This is a genomic window from Streptomyces sp. L2, assembly GCF_004124325.1.
GTDB lineage: Bacteria > Actinomycetota > Actinomycetes > Streptomycetales > Streptomycetaceae > Streptomyces.
On record NZ_QBDT01000001.1, the window covers coordinates 3,507,361 to 3,524,144 of the forward strand.

The window sequence follows — 16,784 nt, forward strand, 5'->3', positions numbered from 1 at the left end:
GCCGGTCCCGCTCCGGTTCACCCTACAGGTCTAAACCAATTTTGCCGTCGACCCTTGTCATCGGGCCCCCCGGTCTGATGAGCTGTGGCCTGGGACACAACGGACACCCTTGGAAAGGGAGATGTCGTGAGCAACGAGAGCCTGGCCAACCTGCTGAAGGAAGAACGCAGGTTCGCGCCCCCCGCCGACCTGGCCGCGCACGCCAACGTCACCGCGGAGGCGTACGAACAGGCCAAGGCTGACAGGCTCGGCTTCTGGGCCGAGCAGGCCCGCCGGCTGACCTGGGCCAAAGAGCCGACCGAGACGCTGGACTGGTCCAACCCGCCGTTCGCCAAGTGGTTCAAGGACGGCACGCTGAACGTGGCGTACAACTGCGTGGACCGGCACGTCGAGGCCGGGCACGGCGACCGCGTGGCGATCCACTTCGAGGGTGAGCCGGGCGACAGCCGCGCGATCACCTACGCCGAGCTGAAGGACGAGGTCTCCAAGGCGGCCAACGCCCTGCTGGAGCTGGGCGTCCGCAAGGGCGACCGGGTCGCCATCTACATGCCGATGATCCCCGAGACCGCGATCGCGATGCTGGCCTCGGCCCGGATCGGCGCCGCCCACTCGGTCGTCTTCGGCGGCTTCTCCTCGGACGCGCTCGCGACCCGTATCCAGGACGCGGACGCCAAGGTGGTGATCACCGCCGACGGCGGCTACCGGCGCGGCAAGCCCTCCGCGCTGAAGCCGGCCGTCGACGAGGCGGTCGCCAAGGCCGGCAACGTCGAGCATGTGCTGGTGGTGCGCCGGACCGGCCAGGAGGTGGCCTGGAACGGCGAGCACGACCAGTGGTGGCACGAGCTGGTGGGTCGCCAGTCCGCCGAGCACACTCCGGAGGCGTTCGACGCGGAGCACCCGCTGTTCATCCTCTACACCTCCGGTACGACGGGGAAGCCGAAGGGCATCCTGCACACCTCGGGCGGCTATCTGACCCAGTGCGCGTACACCCACTGGGCGGTGTTCGACCTCAAGCCGGAGACGGACGTCTACTGGTGCACGGCCGACGTCGGCTGGGTCACCGGGCACTCGTACATCGTCTACGGCCCGCTGGCCAACGGCGCGACGCAGGTCATGTACGAGGGCACGCCGGACACCCCGCACCAGGGCCGCTTCTGGGAGATCATCCAGAAGTACAAGGTCACGATCCTCTACACCGCCCCGACGGCGATCCGGACGTTCATGAAGTGGGGCGACGACATCCCCGCGAAGTTCGACCTGTCCTCGCTTCGGGTGCTGGGTTCGGTGGGCGAGCCGATCAACCCCGAGGCGTGGATCTGGTACCGCAAGCACATCGGCGCCGACAGGACGCCGGTCGTGGACACCTGGTGGCAGACCGAGACCGGCGCCATGATGATCTCCCCGCTGCCCGGTGTCACGGACGCCAAGCCCGGCTCGGCGCAGCGCCCGCTGCCCGGCATCAGCGCGACCGTCGTCGACGACGAGGCGAACGAGGTGCCCAACGGCGGCGGTGGTTACCTGGTCCTGACCGAGCCGTGGCCCTCGATGCTGCGCACCATCTGGGGCGACGACCAGCGGTTCCTCGACACCTACTGGTCGCGGTTCGAGGGCAGGTACTTCGCCGGTGACGGCGCGAAGAAGGACGACGACGGCGACATCTGGCTGCTCGGCCGGGTCGACGACGTGATGCTCGTGTCCGGGCACAACATCTCCACCACCGAGGTGGAGTCGGCGCTCGTCTCGCACCCCTCGGTCGCCGAGGCGGCCGTCGTCGGGGCCAACGACGAGACCACCGGCCAGGCGATCGTCGCCTTCGTCATCCTGCGGGGCACGGCCTCCGAGGACGACTCGCTGATCGGCGCGCTGCGCGACCACGTCGGTGCCACGCTCGGGCCGATCGCCAAGCCGAAGCGGACCCTGCCGGTGGCCGAGCTGCCCAAGACCCGCTCCGGGAAGATCATGCGCCGGCTGCTGCGCGACGTGGCCGAGAACCGCCAACTCGGTGACGTCACCACGCTGACCGACTCCACGGTCATGGACCTCATCCAGGCCAAGCTCCCGGCCGCGTCGAGCGAGGACTGAGCGGAAGCACGAGGGGCACCCGGCCTGGCGAGGCGCGGGTGCCCCTCTGCGTCTTCCGCCCGCGGTGCCTATCGTGAGGATCCCCGGTACCGGCCCCCCAGCACATTAGGTAAACTAAACAAAGCGTCGAGAACAGCAGTATGGGTGCGCCGGGAAGTCTGGTCGGCATGTGAGCCGTCCTGCCCATCCACCGGAGGTCTCCCCGTGACCGCGCCCCGTCTGTCCCCCCGCAAGGCCCTCGGCCGTCTGTCCCTGCCCGAGCGGACCTTCGTCGTGGACGCGCTGCGCACCGAGACCGTCGGCGGTGTCCTCCTCCTGGTCGCCGCCGTCGCCGCCCTCGTCTGGGCGAACATCCCGGCCCTGCACCACGGCTACGAGACGGTCAGCGACTTCCACTTCGGACCCGGCGCCCTCGGCCTGCACCTGTCCGTCGCGCACTGGGCGGCCGACGGACTCCTGGCGGTGTTCTTCTTCGTCGCCGGCATCGAACTCAAGCGGGAACTCGTCGCCGGCGACCTGCGCGACCCCAAGGCCGCCGCGCTGCCCGTGGTGGCCGCGCTGTGCGGGATGGCCGTACCCGCGCTCGTCTACACCGTCACCGGCCTCGCCGGGCACGGATCGCTGCAGGGCTGGGCGGTGCCCACCGCCACCGACATCGCCTTCGCGCTCGCCGTCCTCGCGGTCATCGGCACCTCGCTGCCCAGCGCTCTGCGCGCGTTCCTGCTCACCCTCGCCGTCGTCGACGACCTGTTCGCGATCCTCATCATCGCGATCTTCTTCACCGACCGGATCGACTTCGCCGTACTCGGCGGGGCGGTCGCCGGCCTGGTGGTGTTCTGGCTGCTGCTGCGCTGGGGTGTACGCGGCTGGTACGTGTACGTGCCGCTGGCCCTGGTCATCTGGGCGCTGATGTACAACAGCGGTGTGCACGCCACCATCGCCGGCGTGGCGATGGGCCTGATGCTCCGCTGCACCACCCGCGAGGGTGAACGGCACTCCCCCGGCGAGCGCATCGAACACCTGGTGCGCCCGCTGTCCGCCGGGCTCGCGGTGCCGCTGTTCGCCCTGTTCAGCGCGGGGGTGTCGGTGTCCGGCGGGGCGCTCGGCGACGTGTTCACCAAGCCGGAGACGCTGGGGGTCGTCCTCGGTCTGGTCGTCGGCAAGACGCTCGGCATCTTCGGCGGCACCTGGCTGACCGTGCGGTTCACCCGTGCCTCGCTCGGCGAGGGGCTCGCCTGGCCCGACGTGTTCGCGGTGGCGTCCCTCGCCGGGATCGGCTTCACCGTCTCCCTGCTCATCGGCGAACTGGCCTTCGACGGCGACGCCGTGCTGACGGACGAGGTGAAGGCCGCCGTCCTCAGCGGGTCGCTGATCGCCGCGGTGTGCGCGACGGCGCTGCTGAAGGTGCGCAACGCCAAGTACCGCCGGATGTGCGAGGAGGAGGACCGCGACGAGGACCTCGACGGCATCCCGGACGTGTACGAGCAGGACGACCCGGCGTACCACCTGCGCATGGCCGAGATCCACGAGCGCAAGGCCGCCGAGCACCGCCGTATCGCCGCCGAGCGGGCGGAAGAGGCGCGCCACAAGCTTGCCGAAGTACCGGGCGGGGCAGGCGAGGAGGGCGGCCGTCCGGCATGATCTGACGGGACGGTACAAAATCAAGAGCCCCGACAGCCCCGTAGACACGGCTTGAAAGACCTCAGAGGGAGACCGCGATGAGCGCACCCGACGGCAGCCCGGTCGGCGCCGAACGCAGCATCGGCCAGCTGTTCGCCTCGGCGACGACCGAAATGTCGGCGCTGGTGCACGACGAGATCGCGCTGGCCAAGGCCCAGCTGAAGCAGGACGTCAAGCGCGGCGCGGTGAGCGGTGGCGCGTTCTCGGTGGCCGGCGCCGTACTGGTGTTCTCCCTGCCGATGCTCAACTTCGCGCTGGCGTACGGCATCCGGACCTGGAGCCACTGGAACCTGGCGGTCTGCTTCCTGCTGTCCTTCGCGGCGAACGTGCTGGTGGCCGGCGGGCTCGGCCTGATCGGCGTGGTGTTCGCGAAGAAGGCCAAGAAGAGCAAGGGCCCGCAGAAGGTCGCCGCGTCGATGAAGGAGACCGCGGGCGTCCTGCAGAACGCCAAGCCGCACCCGCGTCCCGAGCTGCCCGAGGACCGGACGCCCGCGGCGATCGAGGCTGTGGCACGCTCGTCCTCATGACCGAGCCCGCCGCGCCCGCGGCCGTACGGATCGACGTTCCCGGCGGACGAAAAGTGAGCCACCGGGACGTCGCGGCCAACGGTGCCCGCTTCCACATCGCCGAACTCGGCGACGGCCCGCTGGTGCTGCTCCTGCACGGTTTCCCGCAGTTCTGGTGGACGTGGCGGCACCAGCTGGTCGCGCTCGCCGACGCCGGGTTCCGGGCGGTCGCCATGGACCTGCGGGGCGTCGGCGGCAGCGACCGCACCCCGCGCGGCTACGACCCGGCCAACCTCGCCCTGGACGTCACCGGCGTGATCCGCTCCCTCGGCGAGCCGGACGCCGCGCTGGTCGGGCACGACCTGGGCGGCTATCTGGCGTGGACGGCGGCCGCGATGCGCCCCAAGCTGGTACGGCGGCTCGCCGTGGCCTCGATGCCGCACCCGCGCCGCTGGCGCGCGGCGATGCTCCGGGACGCCCGGCAGACCGCCGCCAATTCCTACATCTGGGGCTTCCAGCGGCCCTGGATCCCCGAGCGGCAGCTCACCGCCGACGACGGCGCGCTGGTGGGCCGGCTGATCCGGGACTGGTCCGGGCCGCGCCCGCCGGAGGACGCGGCGGTGGAGGCGTACCGGCGGGCGATGTGCATCCCGTCCACCGCGCACTGTGCGATCGAGCCGTACCGCTGGCTGGTGCGCTCGCTCGCCCGGCCGGACGGCATCCAGTTCAACCGCCGGATGAAGCGGCCCGTCCGGGTGCCCACCCTGCATCTGCACGGCTCACTGGACCCGGTGACGCGGACGCGCAGCGCGGCCGGTTCGGGCGAGTACGTCGAAGCGCCGTACCGCTGGCGGCTGTTCGACGGACTGGGGCACTTCCCGCACGAAGAGGACCCGACGGCCTTCTCCGGCGAGCTGATCAACTGGCTGAAGGACCCCGAACCCGACCGCTGAGCCCGGCCGGCGGGCCGTCCCGCGCCACCCATTGTGACGGTGCCACAGCCTGCCGTAGGCGTCTGCTGGAACACCTGTCCCTCGAACGGCCACATGCCTGCCGCATAGGCCAATTGGGGGGCGCGGAAGCGGTTATCGACCTTGGGGCGGGGGCAGACGTCGGGGTATGGGCTGGACGCACGACTACAGTGACGCACCCCGCAACCGTCGCTCGGCCGCCGGGCTGAGCACCCCTCAGCGCGGCACGCCGCAACTGGCGGAAGCGGACCTCCGCGTGGGGATCCCGCGCATCCTGCGCCGCCGGGCACGCTGGGTCTCCATGCGCCTGCGTCACCCGCGCGGCTGAACCGCCGACCGCGCCGGACCACCCGCGCGAGGCGTCGTACGACCCCCGCACCACCGCCCGCTCACAGGGCGCAGCTGTCGGTACCCACCTGCTCGTTCGCCGTACGGCCGCGGGTGATGTCGGGTCGGATCTCGTCCGCCGTCAGGGCGTAGCCGGTGTCGGCGTCGTCGAGGGACTTGGCGAACACCACGCCGTAGACGCGCCCTTCGGGGGTCAGCAGCGGTCCGCCGGAGTTGCCCTGACGCACGGTCGTGTAAAGGGAGTAGACGTCTCGACGGACGGTTCCGCGGTGGTAGATGTCGGGGCCGTTGGCGGTGATGCGCCCGCGCACGCGTGCGGCGCGGACGTCGTACGACCCGTTCTCCGGGAAGCCGGCGACGATGGCGCCGTCGCCGCTGGCCGCGTCCTGGTCGGACAACCGCAGGGCAGTCGCCCTCAGGTCCGGTACGTCGAGGACGGCGATGTCGCGCTTCCAGTCGTACAGGACGACCTTCGCGTCGTATCTGCGGCCGACCCCGCCGATCTGCACGGTGGGCGCGTCGACGCCGCCGACGACGTGCGCGTTGGTCATGACCCTGCGGTCGGCGAAGACGAAGCCGGTGCCTTCGAGGACCTTGCCGCAGCTCTGGGCGGTGCCGGTGACCTTGACGATGGACCGCTGGGCGCGGGCGGCCACCGGGCTCGCGGCGAGTGCCGGGTCGGGCGGCCGGACGTCGGTGATGGGCTCGTCGGAGAACGGGCTGAAGACCTGCGGGAAGCCGTTCTGCGCGAGCACGGAGGAGAAGTCGGCGAACCAGGTGTCGGCCTGGGCGGGCAGCGCCCGGGAGACGCCGAGGAGCACCTTGGAGCCGCGGACCTCCTTGCCGAGCGTGGGCAGGGTCGTCCCGGCGAGCGCGGAACCGATCAGCCAGGCGACCAGCAGCATGGCGACGACGTTGACGAGGGCGCCGCCGGTGGCGTCGAGGGCGCGGGCCGGGGTCCAGGTGATGTAGCGGCGCAGCTTGTTGCCGAGGTGGGTGGTCAGGGCCTGCCCGATGGACGCGCAGACGATGACGATGATCACGGCGACCACGGCGGCGGTGGTACCGACCTGCGCGTTGTCGGTCACGGCGTCCCAGATCACGGGCAGCGTGTACACGGCGACGAGTCCGCCGCCGAGGAACCCGATCACCGACAGGATGCCGACGACGAAGCCCTGGCGGTAGCCGACGACGGCGAACCACACGGCCGCGACCAGCAACAGGATGTCCAGCGCGTTCACTGTTTCGGGCCTCGCCTCATCGCTTCGCGGTCACTCCGGTCGGCCGCGGGCCGGGAGGTTTCGTCGGCCCGGGCGGCCACAGCACGGCAGACACCCTGTCATGACCGCCGGTCGAGCGGGACCAGCTTCTCCCTGTCCCAGGGCCGCTCCCAGCCCGCGAAGTGCAGCAGACGGTCGATGACGCCGGCGGTGAAGCCCCAGACGAGGGCCGATTCGACCAGGAATGCCGGACCTCGGTAGCCGCGGGGGTGGACGGCCGTGGCGCGGTTGGCGGGGTCCGTGAGATCCGCCACGGGGACGGTGAAGACCCGCGCCGTCTCGTTCGGATCGACGACGCCGACCGGGCTGGGCTCGCGCCACCAGCCGAGCACGGGTGTGACGACGAATCCGCTGACCGGGATGTACAGCCGGGGCAGCACACCGAACAGCTGTACGCCGGCGGGGTCGAGCCCGGTCTCCTCCTCGGCCTCGCGCAGCGCGGCCCGCAGCGGGCCGTCGGCCTGCGGGTCACCGTCCTCGGGATCGAGAGCACCACCGGGGAAGGAGGGCTGCCCGGCATGGGAGCGCAGCGACCCGGCCCGCTCCATGAGCAGCAGCTCGGGCCCGCGGCTGCGCTCTCTCGGGCGTCGGCCGCCGCTCGGGGGTGTGCCGTCGTCCGCACGACCACCGCCGTCCGCGGGGGCGCCTCCGGCCGGGCCCGCGCCGCCCTCGCCGAACAGCACCAGGACGGCCGACTGCCGGCCCGAGCCGTTGGCCGGGGGGAGGAAGCTGCTGAGCTGGAGCGGCTCGACCGTCTCCGCGGCGTGCACCACCGGGTCCAGCCAGCCCGGCAGGCCCTCCTTGCTCAGCGTCACGGGACCGTCCTGGGTCTTGCTCGTGTGCCTCATGCCCACCCCCGTCCTGCCGTGTCCAACGCCCGGGGGTGCCGAGATCGTTCCGCGTCCGGGCCGGATTCACCCGGCAGAGCGGGACCGGGCCCCGCTCCACCCGTCATGCGGACCCCAGCGGCGGCGCCGGCTTGCCGCCCGCGTCCAGGTAGGCCTGCGGGGGCTTCAGCCGCTGTCCCGGGAAGCCGCCCTTCTCGTACTTCAGGAGCTTCGCCGCCTTGTCCGGATCGGTCTCGCCCTCGCCGTACGCCGGGCACAGCGGGGCGATGGGGCAGGCGCCGCAGGCGGGTTTGCGGGCGTGGCAGATCCGGCGGCCGTGCCAGATCACGTGGTGGGACAGGTCCGTCCAGTCGCTCTTGGGGAACAGCGCCCCGACGGCCGCCTCGATCTTGTCGGGGTCGGTCTCCCCGGTCCACTGCCAGCGCCGCACCAGCCGCTGGAAGTGCGTGTCCACGGTGATCCCGGGCCGCCCGAACGCGTTGCCGAGGACGACGAAGGCCGTCTTGCGGCCGACGCCGGGCAGCTTGACCAGGTCCTCAAGACGGCCCGGCACCTCGCCGCCGAAGTCCTCGGTGAGCGCCTTGGACAGCCCTATGACCGACCTCGTCTTGGCCCGGAAGAAACCGCAGGGCCGCAGGATCTCCTCGACCTCCTCGGGGTTGGCCGCGGCCAGCTCCTCGGGGGTGGGGTACTTGGCGAACAGCGCCGGGGTGGTCTGGTTGACCCGCAGGTCGGTCGTCTGGGCGGACAGCACCGTGGCGACGAGGAGCTGGAAGGGGTTGTCGAAGTCCAGCTCCGGGTGGGCGTACGGATACACCTCGGCGAGCTCGCGGTTGACCCGGCGGGCCCGGCGGACCAGGGCGGTACGGGACTCGCCTGCCGGGGACTTCACGGCGATCTTCTTGACGGGCGCCTTCTTATCCGTTTTGACGGTTTTCCTACTTCCGCCCGGGCCCTGTTCGCCCACAGCGGAATCACGACGTACAACCACCCGCCCAGCCCCCTTGGCCTGTGCTCTCACCGGCGATTTGGACACCCGGCCAGCCTAAAGCCCGGCACCGACATCCGCCCCGGACCCGGAAGATCAGCCCCCGATTGGACCCCTGCCGCTTACCTTGGGACACCTGTGCGGCATCCTTGTGACAGATCACACTGTTTGGACCGTCCGGCAAAATGGGGAACACGGTCCCCTGGCACGTGGGGGAGCAAGATCCCCTGAGCAGGTCGACAAGGAGAGAACTCGTGGACGACGTTCTGCGGCGCAACCCGCTCTTCGCGGCTCTTGACGACGAGCAGGCCGCGGACCTTCGCGCCTCGATGAACGAGGTGACCCTCGCGCGCGGCGACTCGCTGTTCCACGAGGGCGACCCCGGTGACCGGCTGTACGTCGTCACCGAAGGCAAGGTCAAGCTGCACCGCACCTCGCCCGACGGCCGCGAGAACATGCTCGCCGTGGTCGGCCCCAGCGAGCTGATCGGCGAGCTCTCCCTGTTCGACCCGGGCCCGCGTACGGCGACCGCGACCGCGCTGACCGAGGTCAAGCTGCTCGCCCTCGGCCACGGCGACCTCCAGCCCTGGCTGAACGTGCGGCCCGAGGTGGCCGGCGCCCTGCTGCGCGCCGTCGCACGCCGGCTGCGCAAGACCAACGACGCCATGTCCGACCTGGTCTTCTCCGACGTCCCGGGCCGTGTCGCCCGCGCCCTGCTGGACCTGTCCCGCCGCTTCGGCGTGCAGTCCGAGGAGGGCATCCACGTCGTCCACGACCTCACGCAGGAGGAGCTGGCCCAGCTGGTCGGCGCCTCGCGCGAGACGGTCAACAAGGCGCTGGCGGACTTCGCCCAGCGGGGGTGGCTGCGCCTGGAGGCGCGGGCGGTCATCCTGCTGGACGTGGAGCGACTGGCCAAGCGGTCCCGCTGATTCCGGGTTTGGACCCGGCCCCGGATCCGGCCGGCCGGTCCCTCGGGACGCCCGGCTCAGGGACGCCCGGATCAGCGCTTCGCGGCTCAGGGACGCCCGGTTCAGGGCTTCCCGTTCCGCACGGGCTCGACGCCGGCGGGTGGTTCCTGCGGGAGGGCTCCCTCGCGCGCGTGCAGGACGTTTTCCGGCCGGTCGTCGGCGCCGCGCGCGGCCGCCTGCTGAGCGCCTTCGGGGCGCGGATGCACAGTGCGTACCTCTACGGCTCGATCCCGCGCGGCACCGCGCGCGTGGGGCGCAGCGATCTGGACCTGCTGATCGCACTCCGGGAGGAGCCCGGCGACGGCGACCGTAAGGCCGTACGGGATCTCGGTACCGCCCTCGACGCGGAGTTCCCGCAGATCGACGGGGTCGGCGTACTGCTGGAGAGCCGCGACCGGCTGCTGAGCGAGCGGGAGACGTACGACCTCGGATGGTTCGTGGCCTGCCTGTGCACGCCCCTCCTCGGGGAGGACCTCGCCGAGTGCCTGCCCCGCTACCGGCCCGACTCCCTGCTGGCCCGCGAGACCAACGGCGACCTCGCCCTCGTGCTCCCCCGCTGGCGCGACCGTGTCGCGTGTGCGGCCGGCACCGAGGAGGCCCGCAGGCCCCTGGTCCGCTTCATGTCCCGGCACCTGGTCCGCACCGGCTTCACGCTCGTCATGCCCCGCTGGCGGGGCTGGACCAGTGATCTGCGGGAGATGGCGGAGGTGTTCGGCGCGTACTACCCGGAGCGGGCGGACCGGATGCGCGCGGCCGCCGAGTACGGCTGCGAGCCGGTCGGCGACCCGGACGTCCTGCGGTGCTACGTCGACGACCTCGGGCCGTGGCTGGCGCGGGAGTACGCGCGCGTGCACGGCGTGAAGGCAGCGAGGCCCGCATAGGCGGCGCGCATAGGCGTGCGCGCATAAGGCCTGCACACGCCTGCACAGGCCTTCCGGCGCGGACCGGAGCGCGGACTAGATCAGGCCGTGCTCGCTCAGGTAGTCCAGTTGTGCGCGTACCGAGAGTTCCGCGGCCGGCCACAGGGAGCGGTCGACGTCGGCGTACACGTGGGCGACGACGTCCTGAGGGCTGCGGTGGCCGTCCTCCACGGCCGTCTCCACCTGGGCGAGGCGGTGGGCGCGGTGGGCGAGGTAGAACTCGATGGCGCCCTGGGCGTCCTCCAGCACCGGCCCGTGGCCCGGCAGCACCGTGTGCACGCCGTCGTCGACGGTCAGGGAGCGCAGCCGCCGCAGGGAGTCCAGGTAGTCGCCCAGACGGCCGTCGGGGTGCGCCACGAGCGTCGTACCGCGGCCGAGGACGGTGTCGCCGGTCAGCACCGCGCGGTCGGCCGGGAGGTGGAAGCTCAGGGAATCCGCCGTGTGCCCGGGGGTCGGTACGACCCTCAGCTCCAGGCCGCCGACCCGGATCACGTCCCCCGCGGCCAGGCCCTCGTCTCCGAGGCGCAGCGCCGGGTCGAGGGCACGCACGCGTGTACCGGTCAGTTCGGCGAAGCGGGCGGCACCCTCGGCGTGGTCTGGGTGACCGTGGGTGAGCAGGGTGAGGGCGACCCGCTTGCCGGAGCGCTCGGCCGAGTCGACGACGTTCTTCAGGTGTCCCTCGTCCAGCGGGCCGGGATCGATGACCACGGCCAGGTCGGAGCCGGGTTCGGAGACGATCCAGGTGTTGGTGCCGTCCAGGGTCATGGCGGAGGCGTTGGGCGCGAGGACGTTGACGGCGCGTTCGGTGGCGGGGCCGGAGAGGACCCCGCCCCGCGGCTGCCCGGGCAGATCGGCGGCGGCGGTCATGCGGGGCCTCCACCGGTGCTTGGGGTGCGCGGGGTGCCCGGAGCGGCCGGGGACGCGGCGGGCGATGCGGTGGGTGACGCGGTGCCCGGCGTGGTCGGGGGCGCGGCGGGCGATGCGGTGCCCAGCGTGGTCGGGATGTGCTTGGTGAACTCGTCGTGGCCCGGCCAGGACAGCACGATCTCGCCGTCCACCAGGCGGGCGCCGGCGATCACCGGGGTCATGTCGCGCGCGAGGGCGGCGGCCAGCGCCTCGGCGCCGGTGGCGTACGGCAGGAGCTGGCGCAGGGTGGCGATGGTGGGCGGCATCATCAGCAGCTCGCCCTTGTCGTACCCGGCGGCGGCCTCCTCGGGCCGGATCCACACCGTGCGGTCGGCCTCCGTGGAGGCGTTGCGGGTGCGCTGCCCCTCGGGGAGGGCGGCCACGAAGAACCAGGTGTCGTAGCGGCGGGCCTCGAACTCCGGGGTGATCCAGCGGGTCCAGGCACCCAGCAGGTCGGAGCGGAGCACCAGCCCGCGGCGGTCCAGGAACTCCGCGAAGGACAGCTCGCGCGCGACCAGGGCGGCGCGGTCGGCCTCCCAGTCGTCGCCGGTGGTGTCGCCGACGACCGAGGCCGCGTCGGGCCCGGCGAGCAGGACGCCCGCCTCCTCGTACGTCTCCCGGACGGCCGCGCAGACGATCGCCTGGGCGCCGGCCTCGTCGACACCGAGCCGCTCGGCCCACCACGCGCGCGTGGGGCCCGCCCAGCGAACGGTGTGGTCGTCGTCGCGCGAGTCGACCCCGCCGCCGGGGTACGCGTACGCGCCCCCCGCGAAGGCCATGGAGGCGCGTCTGCGCAGCATGTGGACGACCGGGCCGGCGTCGGTGTCCTTCAGGAGCAGCACGGTGGCCGCGCGCCTCGGGGACACCGGAGTGAGGGTGCCGTCCGCGAGCGCGCGAATGCGGTCCGGCCACTCCGGTGGATACCACTGCCCATTCGCCATGGCCGGAGGCTATCCCGAGTAGGGCGAATGTTCGAGAGGTGCCCGAGGTCAGCGGGACGAGGGCGGCCCTGTGGCGCCTCGCCAGGCCGCCTCGACCGCACCGCCCCAGGGTGGTCCCGGTGGTCCCGGTGGTCCCGGTGGTCCCGGTGGTCCCGGTGGTCCCGGTGGTCCCGGTGGTCCCGGTGGTCCCGGTGGTCCCGGTGGTCCCGGTGGTCCCGGTGGTCCCGGTGGTCCCGGTGAGCCCTGTGGTCCCGGTGAGCCCTGTGGTCCCGGCCATGTCGTACGGCACCGGGTCGCCGAGCCTCGGCCATACGACAGAAAACGCGACCCTCGCGGGCGCAGGGCGCGCCGACAGGCCCACCCCGCCGAACCGCCTGCGGGATCCAGCACCAGCACCAGCGACGGGTCCGCTCGTCGGCGGCCGTCCCCCGGCGGCGCCCCGTCCGCCGGCTACTGCGCCAGTTCCACCTGGATCTCGACCTCCACCGGGGAGTCCAGCGGCAGCACCGCCACGCCGACCGCGCTGCGCGCGTGGACGCCCTTGTCGCCGAGGACCTCGCCGAGGAGTTCGCTGGCGCCGTTGATGACGCCGGACTGTCCGCTGAAGTCGGTCGCCGAGGCGACGAAGCCGACGACCTTCACCACGCGCGCGACGCGGTCCAGGTCACCGGCGACGGACTTGACGGCGGCCAGTGCGTTCAGCGCGCAGGTGCGGGCCAGGTCCTTGGCCTCTTCCGGCGTGACCTCGGCGCCCACCTTGCCGGTCACCGGCAGCTTGCCCTCGACCATCGGCAGCTGCCCGGAGGTGTAGACGTACACCCCGGAGCGCACGGCGGGCTGGTACGCGGCCAGCGGCGGTACGACCTCGGGCAGGGTCAGACCCAGTTCGGCCAGCTTGGCCTCGACCGCGCTCATGCCTGCTTCTCCCGCTTCAGGTAGGCGACCAGCTGCTCGGGGTTGTTGGGCCCGGGCACGACCTGGACGAGCTCCCAGCCGTCCTCGCCCCAGGTGTCCAGAATCTGCTTCGTGGCGTGGACGAGCAGCGGCACCGTCGCGTATTCCCATTTGCTCATGTGGCCGACTGTATCCGCTGTCGGTGGCCGTCCCGTGGCCGACTTCCGCCGCCCCCGCCCACGCGACGGAACCCCTGTCGGCCGGGCATGTGACCGACCCCGCCCCCTGTTTGTCCACAGCCTGCCACGTGACTGTCGGCCGGACTGGTTAGGCTCGATGACGTGAGCAGGCTCCAGGTCGTCAGCGGCAAGGGCGGGACCGGAAAGACGACGGTCGCCGCCGCCCTCGCGCTGGCCCTCGCGACCGAGGGGAAGCGGACGCTTCTCGTCGAGGTGGAGGGCCGGCAGGGCATCGCACAGCTATTCGAGACCGAGGCGCTGCCCTACGAGGAGCGGAAGATCGCGGTCGCTCCCGGGGGCGGCGAGGTGTACGCCCTCGCCATCGATCCCGAACTGGCCCTTCTGGACTACCTCCAGATGTTCTACAAGCTCGGCGGCGCGGGCAGAGCCCTGAAGAAGCTCGGCGCGATCGACTTCGCCACCACGGTCGCGCCGGGCCTGCGGGACGTCCTGCTGACCGGCAAGGCGTGCGAGGCGGTGCGCCGCAAGGACCGCGCGGGCCGGTTCGCGTACGACTACGTGGTGATGGACGCCCCGCCGACCGGCCGCATCACCCGCTTTCTGAACGTCAACGACGAGGTGGCGGGCCTCGCGAAGATCGGCCCGATACACAATCAGGCGCAGGCCGTGATGCGGGTGCTGAAGTCCGAGGAGACGGCGGTCCACCTGGTGACGCTGCTGGAGGAGATGCCCGTCCAGGAGACCGCCGACGGCATCGCGGAGCTCCGCGCGGCGCGGCTTCCGGTGGGCCGTGTCGTGGTCAACATGGTCCGGCCGGAGGTGTTGGACGCGGCCGATCTGGAACTCGTACGGACCGCGACTCGTTCTTCGGTGGCACAGGCACTGTCCGCCGCCGGCCTGGGCGGGGCGCGGCGGGGCGGGAACGCCGAGCGGCTGGTGGACCCGCTGCTGGAGCAGGCCGCGGAGTACGGCGCGCGGTTCGCGCTGGAGCAGGAGCAGCGCGCGGTCCTCGGCGAGCTGGACCTGCCGCTGCACGAACTGCCGTTGCTCGCCGAGGGCATCGACCTGGCGGGCCTGTTCGAACTCGCCACCGAGTTGCGGAAGCAGGGGTTGTCATGAGTCCGGACCCGGCCGAGGCACAGGGACAGCCGGCACAGGGGCAGCCGGCACAGGGACAGCCGGCACAGGGGCAACCCGATGGCCAGAACCGGGCCGACGGCGGGGCGCCGACGGTCGGCCGGGAGCAGGCCGACGGGCAAGAGCCGGCCGACGGCCAGGAGCAGACGCGGCACTCCCTCTCACCCGCGCGCGTGCTCGACGTCGATCCGCTGCTGGACGACCTGAATACCCGGATCGTCGTGTGCTGCGGCTCGGGTGGCGTCGGCAAGACGACGACGGCGGCGGCGCTGGGCCTGCGCGCGGCCGAGCGCGGCCGGAAGGTGGTCGTCCTCACCATCGATCCGGCCCGCAGGCTCGCCCAGTCGATGGGCATCGACTCGCTCGACAACGTGCCGCGCCGGGTGAAGGGCACCGAGAGCGACGGCGAACTGCACGCCATGATGCTCGACATGAAGCGCACGTTCGACGAGGTCGTCGAGGCGCACGCGGACCCCGAGCGGGCGGCCGCGATCCTGGCCAACCCCTTCTACCAGTCGCTCTCCGCGGGCTTCGCCGGCACGCAGGAGTACATGGCGATGGAGAAGCTGGGTCAGCTGCGGGCCCGGGACGAGTGGGACCTGATCGTGGTGGACACCCCGCCGTCCCGCTCGGCGCTGGACTTCCTGGACGCGCCCAAGCGGCTCGGCTCGTTCCTGGACGGCCGGCTGATCCGCCTGCTGACCGCTCCGGCGAAGCTCGGCGGCCGCGCGGGCATGGCCTTCCTCAACGTCGGCATGTCGATGATGACCGGCACGCTGGGCAAGCTGCTCGGCGGTCAGCTGCTGAAGGACGTCCAGACGTTCGTGGCGGCGATGGACACCACGTTCGGTGGGTTCCGTACGCGCGCGGACGCCACGTACAAGCTGCTTCAGGCGCCCGGCACGGCGTTCCTGGTGGTGGCGGCCCCGGAGCGGGACGCGCTGCGCGAGGCCGCGTACTTCGTGGAGCGGCTGGCCGCGGAGAACATGCCCCTCGTGGGGCTGGTGCTCAACCGCGTCCACGGCAGCGGCGCCGAGCGACTGTCGGCCGAGCGGGCACTGGCCGCCGCGGAAACCCTCGACACGGAAGACGCGGAAGACGCGGAAAATCTTGAGGACCCCCGCATTGTGGATCAGGGGGACGGGAAAGCTGGACTTCGTAACTCCCCTGACCCGTCCGGCACTTCACCCGAACCCGACACCACGGAGCGCTCCGTGGAACAGCTCACCGCGGGCCTGCTGAGGCTGCACGCCGAGCGCATGCACCTGCTCGCCCGCGAGCAGCGCACGCGGGACCGCTTCACCGCCCGCCACCCCGAGGTGGCGGTGGTCGAAGTCCCCGCGCTGCCCGGCGACGTCCACGACCTGGCCGGCCTGCGGGACATCGGGGCACGCCTGGCGACCGGGGGCGCGCAGGGGTCGTAGCCGCAAGCAGGGGTCGTAGCCGGAAGGAGTCCTCGGAAGGAGTCCTCTCCTCAGCCCTCGACCCTCAGCCCCTCACCCCTCAGCCGACCGCCGCGTAGTTCTCGTACACCTCGTCGTTGTCGAGGGGGACGATGCCCATGCCGCGCTCGTACTCGGAGCGGGCGGTTTCCAGCAGTCTGCGCCACGAGGTCACGGTGGGCCGCCTGCGCAGCAGTGCGCGGCGCTCCCGCTCCGTCATGCCTCCCCACACGCCGAACTCAACGCGGTTGTCCAGCGCATCGGCCAGGCATTCGGTACGTACCGGGCATCCGGTGCACACCGCCTTGGCCCTGTTCTGCGCTGCTCCTTGAACGAACAGTTCATCCGGATCAGTAGTGCGGCAGGCGGCCTGCGCACTCCAGTCGGTTACCCAGCCCATACCGGCGCCGTCCTCTCCCGAATCGAGGCTCCCCCACGGCGGCAGCGGCATATTCACCGCCGCCAGTTGAGGACGTTACGGAAGGTGGGGGCAGCGCAACACCCCCTTCGGGCCCAATCTTGAATGGCCCGAACGGACTATGGGTTAGCGGCAGATCACCCGCGGGAGTGAGCTGGCGACATACGCGATCATCCCGGCAAACCGGGACAGCTGTGCTGCGTCACACCGGACGCCAGGTGACACACAAGGCGGATTCGGGCACTCGCCTGTGTG

General features: G+C 71.8%; 17 protein-coding genes. 9 read left to right on the top strand and 8 right to left on the bottom strand.

Annotated features, from left to right (window positions below):
- The first annotated feature begins 126 nt into the window (after positions 1-126).
- The 5 genes from acs to DBP14_RS36865 all read left to right on the top strand — a co-directional run bounded on the left by acs (position 127) and on the right by DBP14_RS36865 (position 5,567).
- Positions 127-2,082 (top strand): acetate--CoA ligase, encoded by a 1,956-nt coding sequence (acs, locus tag DBP14_RS15175; RefSeq protein ID WP_129307734.1) that lies wholly within the window; start codon positions 127-129, stop codon positions 2,080-2,082.
- Between the two features lie 204 nt (positions 2,083-2,286).
- Complete coding sequence (gene nhaA, locus DBP14_RS15180) at positions 2,287-3,723, top strand: Na+/H+ antiporter NhaA (protein ID WP_129307735.1); 1,437 nt, start codon at positions 2,287-2,289, stop codon at positions 3,721-3,723.
- 77 nt (positions 3,724-3,800) lie between these two features.
- On the top strand, positions 3,801-4,289 hold the full coding sequence (locus DBP14_RS15185; RefSeq protein ID WP_129307736.1) for a phage holin family protein: 489 nt from the start codon (positions 3,801-3,803) through the stop codon (positions 4,287-4,289).
- Positions 4,286-5,221 (top strand): alpha/beta hydrolase, encoded by a 936-nt coding sequence (locus tag DBP14_RS15190; protein WP_129307737.1) that lies wholly within the window; start codon positions 4,286-4,288, stop codon positions 5,219-5,221. The genes DBP14_RS15185 and DBP14_RS15190 overlap by 4 nt, the downstream gene beginning before the upstream one ends.
- A 166-nt stretch (positions 5,222-5,387) precedes the next feature.
- Complete coding sequence (locus DBP14_RS36865) at positions 5,388-5,567, top strand: hypothetical protein (RefSeq protein WP_129307738.1); 180 nt, start codon at positions 5,388-5,390, stop codon at positions 5,565-5,567.
- A 61-nt stretch (positions 5,568-5,628) separates the two neighbouring features.
- Here the strand turns inward: DBP14_RS36865 and DBP14_RS15200 are convergent, their stop codons facing one another.
- From DBP14_RS15200 to nth, 3 genes are all read right to left on the bottom strand, one after another.
- Positions 5,629-6,828 (bottom strand): MarP family serine protease, encoded by a 1,200-nt coding sequence (locus DBP14_RS15200; RefSeq protein WP_129307739.1) that lies wholly within the window; start codon positions 6,826-6,828, stop codon positions 5,629-5,631.
- A gap of 98 nt (positions 6,829-6,926) precedes the next feature.
- Positions 6,927-7,715: a CoA pyrophosphatase gene (locus DBP14_RS15205; RefSeq protein ID WP_129307740.1), complete on the bottom strand. Its 789-nt coding sequence runs from the start codon at positions 7,713-7,715 to the stop codon at positions 6,927-6,929.
- A 103-nt stretch (positions 7,716-7,818) separates the two neighbouring features.
- Entirely contained in the window at positions 7,819-8,613 is a 795-nt protein-coding gene (gene nth, locus DBP14_RS15210) for an endonuclease III (protein ID WP_241741237.1), read from the bottom strand.
- 344 nt (positions 8,614-8,957) lie between these two features.
- Here nth and DBP14_RS15215 point away from each other — a divergent pair, with 344 nt between their 5' ends.
- On the top strand, positions 8,958-9,632 hold the full coding sequence (locus DBP14_RS15215) for a Crp/Fnr family transcriptional regulator (protein WP_129307741.1): 675 nt from the start codon (positions 8,958-8,960) through the stop codon (positions 9,630-9,632).
- A gap of 170 nt (positions 9,633-9,802) precedes the next feature.
- Positions 9,803-10,552 carry a nucleotidyltransferase domain-containing protein gene (locus DBP14_RS15220; protein WP_241740923.1) on the top strand — a complete coding sequence of 250 codons (750 nt, stop codon included), beginning with the start codon at positions 9,803-9,805 and terminating at the stop codon, positions 10,550-10,552.
- A 75-nt stretch (positions 10,553-10,627) separates the two neighbouring features.
- Here the strand turns inward: DBP14_RS15220 and DBP14_RS15225 are convergent, their stop codons facing one another.
- The 4 genes from DBP14_RS15225 to DBP14_RS15240 all read right to left on the bottom strand — a co-directional run bounded on the left by DBP14_RS15225 (position 10,628) and on the right by DBP14_RS15240 (position 13,511).
- Positions 10,628-11,458: an MBL fold metallo-hydrolase gene (locus tag DBP14_RS15225; RefSeq protein ID WP_129311879.1), complete on the bottom strand. Its 831-nt coding sequence runs from the start codon at positions 11,456-11,458 to the stop codon at positions 10,628-10,630.
- The gene (locus DBP14_RS15230) at positions 11,455-12,438 is read right to left on the bottom strand and encodes an NUDIX hydrolase (RefSeq protein ID WP_129307742.1); all 984 of its coding nucleotides are present in this window, start codon (positions 12,436-12,438) and stop codon (positions 11,455-11,457) included. The genes DBP14_RS15225 and DBP14_RS15230 overlap by 4 nt, the downstream gene beginning before the upstream one ends.
- Positions 12,439-12,888: 450 nt before the next feature.
- On the bottom strand, positions 12,889-13,353 hold the full coding sequence (locus DBP14_RS15235; protein WP_129307743.1) for a RidA family protein: 465 nt from the start codon (positions 13,351-13,353) through the stop codon (positions 12,889-12,891).
- Complete coding sequence (locus DBP14_RS15240) at positions 13,350-13,511, bottom strand: DUF4177 domain-containing protein (protein ID WP_129307744.1); 162 nt, start codon at positions 13,509-13,511, stop codon at positions 13,350-13,352. Before DBP14_RS15240 ends, DBP14_RS15235 begins: the two co-directional genes overlap by 4 nt.
- A 162-nt stretch (positions 13,512-13,673) precedes the next feature.
- Here DBP14_RS15240 and DBP14_RS15245 point away from each other — a divergent pair, with 162 nt between their 5' ends.
- Together DBP14_RS15245 and DBP14_RS15250 are read left to right on the top strand one after the other, a co-directional pair.
- A complete protein-coding gene (locus DBP14_RS15245) occupies positions 13,674-14,651 on the top strand; it encodes an ArsA-related P-loop ATPase (RefSeq protein ID WP_129307745.1) in 978 nt (325 codons plus the stop codon).
- Positions 14,648-16,093 carry an ArsA family ATPase gene (locus tag DBP14_RS15250; RefSeq protein WP_241740924.1) on the top strand — a complete coding sequence of 482 codons (1,446 nt, stop codon included), beginning with the start codon at positions 14,648-14,650 and terminating at the stop codon, positions 16,091-16,093. The genes DBP14_RS15245 and DBP14_RS15250 overlap by 4 nt, the downstream gene beginning before the upstream one ends.
- A 79-nt stretch (positions 16,094-16,172) precedes the next feature.
- Here the strand turns inward: DBP14_RS15250 and wblA are convergent, their stop codons facing one another.
- Positions 16,173-16,511 (bottom strand): transcriptional regulator WblA, encoded by a 339-nt coding sequence (wblA, locus tag DBP14_RS15255; protein ID WP_206739447.1) that lies wholly within the window; start codon positions 16,509-16,511, stop codon positions 16,173-16,175.
- Positions 16,512-16,784: the final 273 nt, after the last annotated feature.